This window comes from Ureibacillus chungkukjangi, from assembly GCF_003217295.1.
GTDB lineage: Bacteria > Bacillota > Bacilli > Bacillales_A > Planococcaceae > Ureibacillus > Ureibacillus chungkukjangi.
Map to the genome: position 1 here is coordinate 59346 of NZ_QJTJ01000010.1, position 11083 is coordinate 70428.

At 37.3% G+C, this 11083-nt stretch carries 10 protein-coding genes; 4 read left to right on the forward strand and 6 right to left on the reverse strand.

Going from position 1 to position 11083, the window contains the following annotated elements; all coding sequences use genetic code 11:
- Positions 1–17: 17 nt before the first annotated feature.
- Both BJ095_RS09420 and fumC read right to left on the reverse strand, forming a co-directional pair.
- Positions 18–962, reverse strand: coding sequence for a carbohydrate kinase family protein (locus BJ095_RS09420; RefSeq protein WP_107935218.1), 945 nt, complete (start codon positions 960–962; stop codon positions 18–20).
- 512 nt (positions 963–1474) lie between these two features.
- Positions 1475–2866 (reverse strand): class II fumarate hydratase, encoded by a 1392-nt coding sequence (gene fumC, locus BJ095_RS09425; RefSeq protein ID WP_107935162.1) that lies wholly within the window; start codon positions 2864–2866, stop codon positions 1475–1477.
- Between the two features lie 369 nt (positions 2867–3235).
- Here fumC and BJ095_RS09430 point away from each other — a divergent pair, with 369 nt between their 5' ends.
- Complete coding sequence (locus BJ095_RS09430) at positions 3236–4300, forward strand: YeeE/YedE family protein (protein WP_268968877.1); 1065 nt, start codon at positions 3236–3238, stop codon at positions 4298–4300.
- A gap of 21 nt (positions 4301–4321) precedes the next feature.
- Positions 4322–4546, forward strand: coding sequence for a sulfurtransferase TusA family protein (locus BJ095_RS09435; protein WP_107935160.1), 225 nt, complete (start codon positions 4322–4324; stop codon positions 4544–4546).
- A 93-nt stretch (positions 4547–4639) separates the two neighbouring features.
- On the opposite strand, the gene BJ095_RS09440 is transcribed toward BJ095_RS09435, so the two are convergent.
- The 3 genes from BJ095_RS09440 to BJ095_RS09450 all read right to left on the reverse strand — a co-directional run bounded on the left by BJ095_RS09440 (position 4640) and on the right by BJ095_RS09450 (position 6989).
- Complete coding sequence (locus BJ095_RS09440) at positions 4640–4948, reverse strand: hypothetical protein (protein ID WP_107935159.1); 309 nt, start codon at positions 4946–4948, stop codon at positions 4640–4642.
- A 202-nt stretch (positions 4949–5150) separates the two neighbouring features.
- On the reverse strand, positions 5151–5702 hold the full coding sequence (locus BJ095_RS09445; protein ID WP_107935158.1) for an SLOG family protein: 552 nt from the start codon (positions 5700–5702) through the stop codon (positions 5151–5153).
- Between the two features lie 93 nt (positions 5703–5795).
- The gene (locus BJ095_RS09450) at positions 5796–6989 is read right to left on the reverse strand and encodes an ornithine--oxo-acid transaminase (protein WP_107935157.1); all 1194 of its coding nucleotides are present in this window, start codon (positions 6987–6989) and stop codon (positions 5796–5798) included.
- A gap of 294 nt (positions 6990–7283) precedes the next feature.
- On the opposite strand from BJ095_RS09450, the gene BJ095_RS09455 reads away from it, so the two are divergent.
- Positions 7284–8654, forward strand: a complete 1371-nt coding sequence (locus tag BJ095_RS09455) for a sigma-54 interaction domain-containing protein (protein ID WP_107935217.1) — start codon at positions 7284–7286, stop codon at positions 8652–8654.
- 15 nt (positions 8655–8669) lie between these two features.
- Positions 8670–10004, forward strand: coding sequence for an RNA polymerase factor sigma-54 (gene rpoN, locus BJ095_RS09460; protein WP_107935156.1), 1335 nt, complete (start codon positions 8670–8672; stop codon positions 10002–10004).
- A 395-nt stretch (positions 10005–10399) separates the two neighbouring features.
- Here the strand turns inward: rpoN and BJ095_RS09470 are convergent, their stop codons facing one another.
- Positions 10400–10966 carry a TetR/AcrR family transcriptional regulator gene (locus tag BJ095_RS09470; RefSeq protein ID WP_107935154.1) on the reverse strand — a complete coding sequence of 189 codons (567 nt, stop codon included), beginning with the start codon at positions 10964–10966 and terminating at the stop codon, positions 10400–10402.
- Positions 10967–11083: the final 117 nt, after the last annotated feature.

Here is an 11083-nt window from a genome sequence, read left to right on the forward strand (position 1 = left end):
CAACTGAGTTTCCCTTTTTATATGTCTTCAATAGTAGGTAAAGCGGTAATAGCACCAATCTTTTCACAAACCTTTGCGGCAACCTTATTACTAAAGTGAACGATGTTTTGCCATTCTAGGAAGCTTAATGATTGGGGATTCTCCAATTTACCGAGCTGGAAAAGCGTTGCCCCTACAAATGCATCACCAGCACCGGTTGTATCCACTGCTTGTATCGGGATACTAGGGACAGTTGCTGAATTTTCTTCAAAGGAAAGGTAAGTGCCAGCTTTTCCAAGGGTAACAGCAATACATTTGGCACCAATGGCATGAAGCTCAGAAACAGCTTTCGTAATATCGGATTTGTTGGTTAAAAGAGTCAGCTCCTCGTCACTTACCTTTAAAAAATCACATTTTGCAATCAAATCACGGGCCAATTTAACGAATTCAGCCTCTTGCCCTTTCCATAAATCGGATCGGAAATTTGGATCAAAGGAAATATAACAATCATTGTCTTTAGCCGCATCAAGTAATTTCGTATAAGTTTGTTGCAAAGCACCCGGAAGAAGGGCAGTAGCAGAACCGAAATGTACGAGTTTCATAGTATCGAATAGGTTTTTTGGAACTTCATTGAGCGATAAAAATGCATCCGCGCCTCGATTAAAGATAAAGTCACGTTGACCATCCTCCTGTAAAGAAACGAATGCCAATGTTGTGGGATGAGTGTCATCTTTGAACAAAAGTGTTGTATTTACGTTTAGATGCTCTAATGTTTTTTGGAGATAGTCGCCAAAGGAATCATTCCCGACTTTCCCGCAAAAATGAGCTTCTCCTCCAAGCTTCGCAATCGCCGCACTGACATTTGCAGGCGCACCGCCAGCTTGTTTCGTAAATGAAACACTATCTACTAGATTGGCATTACGATCAGTACTAAAAAAATCTATTAAAAGTTCTCCAACACATAAAATTGGCTGATTCATTATAAGAACTCCTTTCCGGTTACGAGAGTTTAGTTTCATTATAAAGGTATTGGAGTGCAAATGAAGTAAGAAGTGCTGTTTTAGAGAAAATCGGATGTAAGATATGTTAGATAAGTATTATGAAGTGCATGGGGTGCCAAAAGTGTGCCGGTGATGCAGTTCATAAGCGGGATGAAGTGCATTGTGAGTGAAAAGTGTGCTGGAGATGCAGTTCATAAGGTGGTTGAAATGCATCGTGAGGCAAAAGTGTGCTGGAGATGCCGTTCATAAGCTGAATGAAGTGCATCGCGAGTCAAAAAAGCACCAGTGATGCCGTTCATAAGCCGGATGAAGTACATACCGAATCAAATTCCCATCAGAGATTGCATTTCATCCGCCAAATCAAACACTTCAAAGTCTAACCACGCACTCTCCCGAATACTACTTTAACCTCCTAAAACCGCTAGATTCCCAAATACAAAAAACCAGGGAGAAAAACATTATGTTTTTCTGCCTGGTTAACCCCATCACCCCTATTACTCAGCGTTCGGGGAAATCATTTTCTTCGGATCGATATATTCATCGAACTGTTCGTCCGTTAGTAAGCCAAGTGAAAGGGTTGCCTCTTTTAAAGTTGTGCCTTCCTTGTGGGCTTTCTTCGCAATTTTAGCGGCGTTTTCGTAACCGATATAAGGGTTTAATGCTGTTACTAGCATTAATGAGTTTTCAAGATTTCGTTCAAGAACCTCTTTGTTTGGCTCGATGCCGATTGCACAATTATCATTAAAGGACTTCATCGAATCTGCAAGTAGGCGAGCGGATTGTAGGAAGTTGTAGATGATAACTGGCTTAAATACATTTAGCTCGAAATTCCCTTGTGATGCGGCAAACGCGATTGTTGCATCATTTCCAACGACCTGCGTGACAACCATTGTCATCGCTTCACTTTGAGTCGGGTTGACTTTACCAGGCATAATCGAGCTTCCTGGCTCGTTTTCTGGAATCGTAATTTCACCAATTCCGCTTCGAGGTCCACTTGCAAGCCAGCGAACATCATTGGCAATTTTCATTAAATCTACAGCAAGAGCCTTTAGTGCCCCATGAGCGGATACGATTTCATCATGGCTTGTCAGTGCATGGAATTTGTTTTCCGACGATTTGAAGTCTTGGCCAGTTAATGAACTGATTTCCTCTGCTACCATGTCGCCAAATTTCGGATGTGCATTAATTCCAGTACCAACAGCAGTTCCGCCAATTGCAAGATCCTTTAAAAATTGTATATTTACCATAATCATCTTTTCAGATTTAACGAGCATATGGTGCCAACCACTAATTTCCTGACCTAATGTTAGTGGCGTTGCATCCTGTAGGTGGGTACGGCCAATTTTAATAATATCGTTAAATGCATCTGCCTTTTCTTTTAAAGTAGCTTTTAATAATTGAAGGCGAGGCATTAAATAGTTTTCAACAATTTCTACTGCAGCAATATGCAGGGCAGTAGGGAAGGTGTCATTCGAGCTTTGAGATTTGTTTACATCATCATTTGGATGAATACGCTCTGAGCTTCCTTGCTCTTCAAGCATTTGGTTTGCACGGAAGGCAATTACTTCATTTACATTCATATTTGACTGCGTTCCACTGCCTGTTTGCCAAACTACAAGGGGGAATTGGTCGTCCCATTTGCCAGTAAGAATTTCATCGGCTGCAGCAACGATTTTCTCTGCTTTAACTTCTGGAAGCTTGCCTAATTTTTTATTGGCAATAGCGGCAGCCTTTTTTAATGTTGCAAAGGCATGGACGATTTCAATGGGCATTTTTTCTTCGCCAATTTGGAAGTTCTCTCTGCTACGTTGTGTTTGTGCGCCCCAAATTTTGTCTGCTGGTACACGTACTTCACCTAGTGTGTCTTTTTCAATTCGAAATTCCATTCTATCAACACTCCTTTAAAAATATATATGTATTCTATACCCCAAATTAGAAGTCAAAATAGTAAATGGCAAACCTTTAGTAGATTTGCCATTTTCCATAATATTTATTCGAGAAGTCTGAGGGGTTTGTCTCGAAAGAGTATTAATATATGATAATGATAATCATTATCAATTAAATTGTCAACATTTTTCAGATAAATTATTTCGCACTTTTTTTAAAAGATAAAATAGTCCCTTAAAATGCACAAAAGGAACGATCGGCCATTTTGTATACAAAAAAACTATTGTAAACTAGTAATCTATAATGTATTATAATCATATTGATTTACTAAGGATTAAATTTTGATAAGGAGTGAGACTGTGACATATATGATAATTACCGGGCTACTTTGTGGTGCATTATTAGGCTTCGTTATGCAAAGAGGTCGTTTTTGTTTAACAGGTGGGTTCCGTGATATGTATATAGCAAAAAATAACCGCATGTTTTACGCGCTGCTAATTGCGATTGCCGTACAAAGTGTCGGTGTATTTTTACTTATAGATTTAGGTGTATTCGAATACTCTGCTGGTTCTTTACCAATTCTTTCGGTCATTATTGGATCGTTTATTTTCGGAATTGGGATTATTCTAGCAGGTGGCTGTGCAACAGGTACTTGGTATCGTGCTGGGGAAGGCTTAATCGGTAGCTGGATTGCATTAGCAGGTTATATGTTAATGAGCACGATGATGAAGTCTGGTGTTTTTGCACCGTTTAATCAACAGGCACAGGCAACTGCTGTAATGCCAACAAACTCTATTGCAGAAACATTTGGCATTAACCATTGGGTAATCATTATTCCATTTGTTGCGATAGTAGGATTTATTGTTTTTAAACAATTAACAAAACCAAAAGTTGTAGTTCCATCATTAAAACCAAAACGTACAGGGTTAGCCCATATTTTATTTGAAAAACGTTGGCATCCTTTTGTAACGGCTACATTAATCGGTGTTATTGCTTTAATAGCTTGGCCATTAAGTGCAGCAACTGGTCGTGTGTTTGGTTTAGGTATTACAACACCATCAGCTAATATTCTGCAATATTTAACTACAGGTGATTCGGGCTTCATTAACTGGGGCGTATTCTTAGTACTAGGTATTTTTGCAGGATCATTTATTGCGGCTAAGGCAAGTAAAGAATTCCGTTTTAGAATGCCAGATGTAAAAACAGGGATTAATAGCTTTGTTGGCGGTAATTTAATGGGTGTTGGTGCAAGTCTTGCTGGAGGCTGTTCAATCGGGAATGGCTTAGTAATGACGGCAATGATGACATGGCAGGGGTGGATTGGTCTAGTATTCATGATTTTAGGTACTTGGACAGCATCATACTTTGTTTTTGTACGCCCACGCCAAAAAGCAAAGGCTCAAAAACTAAGAGAGCAAGTAACACCTGCATAAAAAATTTGAGGAGGAAATGAAATGCAAAAAACATTAGAAGTAAAAGGAATGGTTTGCCCATTTCCTTTAATCGAAGCTCAAAATGCAATCGAGGACATGAACTCAGGCGACGTACTTGTAGTTGAATTTGACTGTACACAAGGAACAGAGTCAATTCCAACTTGGGCAGCAGAAGCTGGTCATACTGTAACGAACTTTGAGCAATTAGACGAAGCAGCTTGGACGATTTCAATTCAAAAGAGATAATTATAGTTAAACACCGCTTGAAGCGAAGCGCCATTGGCATTCGAACAAAGCGGTGTTTTTTAGTTGGTATTCACCTTATTGTCACCTCAAAATTTAAATAATTTTAACATAGAAATCTTGGCCGATTAAGCTACCAACCTGCATATCCTTTGTATTTTGATAGTAATTTACAATGCTTTTTGCAAGCCCTGCATGCCCATTTAAATACGTACCTGGTGTAATTTGTTTTCCTGGATTATGGAATTCAAAGTAAAGCTTCGTATCCTCAGACATATCCTCTAAAATGCCTACAAAATCATCAAACGGAATGTGGACCCCTCTAGTGTACATACACTCTCTTCTATACGTATCATGAGATACATTAATAGGCTTTGGCTCTTTTACAAATCTGATTTGCTGCATAGCATCATCTCCTTTATAATAATAAATTATTTGAATTTCATTCCATTATAGCAAAAAATACTTTAAATGTCAGAAAATTTAATCAATAATTTCTGAATTAAAATGAAATGTTTTTAAATGGTTGATAAGAGAAGAAAAGAAGAAGCAATAATCGAGGAACAATAAGTGAAACCATAATAGAGTATGCAAAGACAGGTGGTTTTTACCAATCTTCTCTTTGCATATCTTCTGCAATTGATTGTAAATCATATGCATTAATTTCTATAATCCTATAGTTATGCTGATCCTCATATTTTTGTGCAAGTTTTTTAACATATTTCGGAGAGCCTTCATTGTCTTCATCATACACAAGGAGGATTCCATCTGTATTTTGGATAATAAACTTGTCCTTTTCGATAAATTGCCAAGGCGCTTCATAAGGTCTTTTCGTAACACTTGTGACAAAATCAGCCTTGGAAACAATATAATGATATTTTTGTTGCTTTTGCTCGTTCCAGTTCTTCTCTTGCTCTAAAAAGGGTGTAATAATAGAGTATTTTAAATTAGGATATTCGTCTTTCAGCTCAATTATGACTTCAGCTGCCCAGGTTTCTACCCCTTGTTGCCCACTAATCACTACCCATTCAAGCCCTTCGTCAAACAAAATCCTTAATTCATTTTCAATGGCCTTCTTAATAATTGGTATTCCAGGATGTTTATCATTAAAAATACCGAGCTCATGAGGACGGTATCCAGATATAAAAATCGTTTGCATATCTATAACTCCTTTTGAATGACGCTTTTTTTTATTTTAACGTAAAAAAGAGACTATTCGAAAATAATTCGAACAGCCTCTTTATAAAAACAATTATGCAAATACAGCTCTAATTTTTTCTAAAGCCCAGTCGATTTCCTCTTTTGTAATGATTAATGGAGGAGCAAATCGAATAACGTAGTCATGTGTTTCTTTACATAATAGGCCTAATTCTTTTAGTTGTTCACAGAAAGAACGAGCTGCAACGGATAATTCAACCCCGATAAATAATCCGCTACCACGAACTTCTTTAATAGAAGGGTGGCTAATTGCGCGCAATTGCTCCTGGAAGTAGTTACCTAGTTCTAAAGAACGCTCAGTTAGCTTTTCTTCCTCTAGTACCTCTAAAGATGCAATTGATACTGCACATGCAAGAGGGTTTCCGCCAAATGTTGAACCATGAGAGCCAGGGCTTAAAACACCTAGGATATCACTATTTGCTACAACAGCAGAAATTGGTAATACCCCACCACCAAGAGCCTTACCTAGGATGATAACATCTGGATTTACCTCATCCCATTGGTGAGCAAACATTTTACCTGTACGAGCAAGACCAGTTTGGATCTCGTCGGCAATAAATAAAACATTGTTTTCTTTACAGATTTGTTCCACTTGCTTTAAGAATCCTTTAGGTGGCATTACAATTCCAGCTTCACCTTGAATTGGCTCTACGATAAATGCAGCAGTATTTGGTGTTATTGCCGCTTTAAGTGCCTCTGCGTCCCCATAAGGAATTAACTTGAAGCCTGGTAAAAGTGGACCGAATCCACGTTGATATTCTTCGTCAGATGATAGAGATACAGCGCCCATTGTACGACCATGGAAGTTTCCAACACAGCCAATAATTTCAGCTTTATTATCTTCTACGCCTTTAACCTCGTAAGCCCATCGACGTGCTACCTTGATGGCAGACTCTACTGCCTCTGCACCTGTATTCATTGGTAGTACCATGTTTTTGCCAGTTATATTTGTTAACATTTCGTACCAAGGTCCAAGCTGATCGTTATGGAAGGCACGTGAAGTTAATGTTGCACGGTTTGCTTGATCGATAAGAGCTTTAATAATTTTAGGGTGGCGATGCCCTTGGTTAAGAGCAGAATAGGCAGAAAGCATATCCATATATTTATTGCCTTCAGGATCCTGTACCCAAACTCCCTCGGCTTCTGAAATTACGATTGGTAGTGGATGATAGTTATGTGCACCAAATTTTTCTGTTTGATTGATTACACTAGCTGATTTTGTCGTCATTAATATTCCTCCTTAAAAAGTCCTGCAACTACACTTTACCCTGAAACGGTAAAACAGATTTCATTACTTATTTGTTCCCCAATGGAAAGTGAATTATTGCTATTAAAATTATGCTACTTGTTACACTAATTTAATAAGCAATTTCCATGCCAACTTTACGGTCAGTATTGATAACATAATTCGTTAATCGCCAAAAAAATTTGCGCAAAATTTCTTAGAATTACATCTATTTAGCAAAATATTTTTACGGTATGATGAATATGAGGTGATATACAATTGAATCACAATGAGTATATGATGAAAAAATTATATGAAGAAATTATCGAGCGTGTTGGTGTAGGAATACATGCTGTTAACCAAGAAGGAAAAACAATTATTTATAATAAAAAAATGCGTGAAATGGAAGCGATGGATAAAGAAGATGTTTTACATAAGGATGTGCGAGATGTCTTTCGATTTCAAGAAAATCAAAGTAGCACATTATTGAAATCGCTACAAAATGGCGAGGAAATCGTCAATGTGAAGCAAACCTATTTTAATAATCGTGGTGTAGAAATCACGACAGTCAACAATACATTTCCTTTAACAATGGATGGGGAAATTTCAGCGGCTGTTGAAATCGCAACAGATGTGACAAGAATGGAACGCTTAATGCGCCAAAATCTTAGACAAACAAAGACAGACTTTACATTCAATCATATTATAGGGAAAAGCAGTGAAATAAAAGAAGTGATTGCTTTGGCAAAGCGAGCGACCCGTACCAATTCAAATGTTTTAATAATTGGTGAGACTGGAACAGGAAAAGAATTATTTGCTCAAAGTATTCATGCGGAAAGTGATCGTTCGGACTCTCCCTTCATCACTCAAAACTGTGCTGCATTACCGGATACACTAATCGAAGGGATTCTTTTTGGTACGACAAAAGGTGCATTTACAGGTGCTATCGATAGTCCAGGATTATTTGAGCAGGCACAGGGTGGCACAATCTTGCTTGATGAATTGAATTCCTTGAATATTTCTCTACAAGCAAAGCTATTACGAGTTTTGCAGGAAAGAAAGGTACGAAGAATAGGTGGTTCTAAGGAAATCCCGATTGATGTGCGAGTGATTGCTACGGTAAATGAGGATCCGATTGATGCGATTTCGAATAATCGTTTACGAAAGGATTTGTATTACCGATTGGCCGTTGTGACGTTGTTTATTCCTCCTTTAAGAGAACGATACGAGGATATTCCAGTGCTGATTAAGGAATTTATTCAAAAATATAATGAGTTATTCAAGCTGAATGTAAAATCAGTTTCAAATGTAGTGCTTCAATTTTTTGAAGCGCAAAGCTGGCCAGGTAATGTCAGGGAGCTTGAGCATGTCATAGAAGCATCCATGAACCTGGTGAATTATGAACAAGTAATCGAGTTTGACCATTTACCTTATCAATATAGGAAGAGTGAAGTGAAAATGGCTGCTTCATCGCCAGAATTTACGGAGTCAATGGAGGAGACTATGGGGTTAACGGATCAATTAGCCTTATTTGAAAAGCAAACAATCGAGCATTATTTACATAAGCATCATTCTCATATTACCAATACAGCAATAGCTTTGGGAATTAGCCGTCAAAGTCTGCAATATCGAATGAAACGGTTAGATATACGGGTACAAAAGATTTAAGAAAGGGGGGGTTAAATGGAAGCTTCTTTAAATATGCAGCAAAAGCTAGAAACAAAGCTGTCCTTAACACCTCAAGCGAGGCAATCACTAGAGATTTTAAAATATTCTTTGGTGGAGCTTGAAAATTTCATAAAAGAAGAAGCAGAGGCAAACCCACTTATTGAATTAAAGGAAATTGATTCGAAGCATATACTTGAGATGGCAAGAATTCAGGCTCCCGAAGCGATTAGTTCTATGAAGGATGAAAGCTTTGACCCGTTATTACAGGTTCCTAATCGAGAAGAATCGATGGAAGCTTTTTTAATGGAACAGCTAGTGCTATTAAAACATTTGTCTAAGAAGGATCGAGAAATAGTACTTTATTTAATTCGCAATTTAAACGATTTAGGGTATTTAGATTGTGATATTGAGGAAATAGCAGAACGTTTTCAACTCTCGATAGAAAGGTGTGAAGAGCTTATTGCTGTGCTGCAAAGCCTTGAGCCTGCTGGAATCGGAGCTCGTAATTTAGCAGAGTGCTTGTATTTGCAAGTGGTTCGTAAACAGGATGCTCCTCAAAATACAGTGCTGATTATTCAAAATCATTTGGAAGTTTTAGCAGAAGGGGATTTTCAAAGGATTGCTAAATTATATGGAATGACAAATGAAGAAGTAGAAAATTTATTTTCTTATATTAAGCAGTTGAATCCAAGACCGTTAAGGGAATTTCTGTCTTCAAAGCAAGAATATATTATTCCAGATATTATTGTTGAAGAAATGAATGGCGAGTATGTTATTCATTTGAATGATAGATATTTACCTGAAGTCTCGATTAATACTTATTACGTGGAATTGCTTCGAGCAAACGCTTCAGGGGAAATAAAAGAGTATTTAAATACTAAGCTTTCAGAGGCTTTTCTTTTAATGCGCGGTATTGAGCAACGACATGAAACGCTTTTTAGAGTCACGGAAAGTATTGTGGAGAAACAAAGGGCATTTCTGAACAACGGGAAAAAGGAATTGGTTCCATTTCGGTTAAAGGACGTTGCAGAAAGCTTAGGGCTTCATGAATCAACCGTTAGTCGAACGATTAGCCAAAAATTTATCCAAACACCACAAGGGACATTGCCTTTAAAAACGTTTTTCGTGCGGGGGGTAAGGATACAAGGTGGCGAGGTAGAGTCTCCTTTATTCATAAAAGAAAAAATAAGGGCTATTATCGAAAATGAGGATACTTTAAGACCGCTTTCCGATCAGAAAATTGCTAACATCCTGCTAGCTGAAGGTATTCCTATAGCTAGAAGAACAGTCGCTAAATATAGAGAAGAGCTCGGAATCTCGCAATCGACAAAACGGAGACGAAAAAAATAGCACATCATCTTTTTTTGAAGATGAGTGCTGTTTTTTTAGAAAGAAAGTAAAAAACGTCAACACTACTCTTTAATACTGGCTCTTTCCGATTTTATAGACTTTATATATGAATATAAATCTCTTATAAATATGAAATACATAAGGAATAGCAATGCCCACATCCCATAAGCGTGCTTTCGAAAATTCTCAAACATATATTCATGCTGTGAAATTACAAAAAAATTAATAAACACCAGTAAAATGAAATTTCTTAATACTGAAATCAGCACTTTTTTATTTTTAAATACAAATTCAAATAATACAGACAAAAATAAAAAAAGCGCAAGGAGTTCTAAAAAAATCACTGTGAAATTAGCGAATTCCATTTTAAACTACCCCCCAGTTTTGTTAGAGTTCTAACCAATCCCGTTAATCCTATGCTCTGCTCCTCGTATTTGGTCTTGGATGAAGGTATCAATTATCTCGATAATTTCCTCCGGTGTTTGATCCATTTCCCCCAATAGCCAGCTTTCTACAAGACCTGCTAAGGAAAGTGTATAGAAATGTGTTAGAAATGCTACATGCTCCTCGCTTGCATTTAAATTTTTGCAAAGTGACTTAATGACTTTCCCGAGCATTGTAGAAATATCCGAGTAAAAAAACCGTTTTAAATGACCTCTACCTAAGGATTGTAAAGCATTTAAACAGAACTCTTTGTTTACCTCTAAATATTTGAAAAGCTGCAGTAATCCTTGCTTCCAAAAAAGTGAGTTTTCATCCACATCTAGTAACTGAACCGTTTCCTGCTGGAAGGTCCATTTAAGCAAATCGTATATATCCTCAAAATGATAGTAAAAGGTTTGGCGATTCACATTGGCTTTTTCGGTCAGCTCCCGAATTGAAATTTTTTCAAGCGGCTTATTTCTCATAATTTCCTTTAAGGACACAGAAAGAATTCTTTTCGTTTCATCACTATGCTTCATTTTTTCACCTATTTATTCCAATTATTTTTTAAACAAATCGACCCTGATTGTCTATATTGTAAACTTTTTTATCATGTTAGGGTATTTATAGAGTTTTTCATGAATCAAAAGTTTATG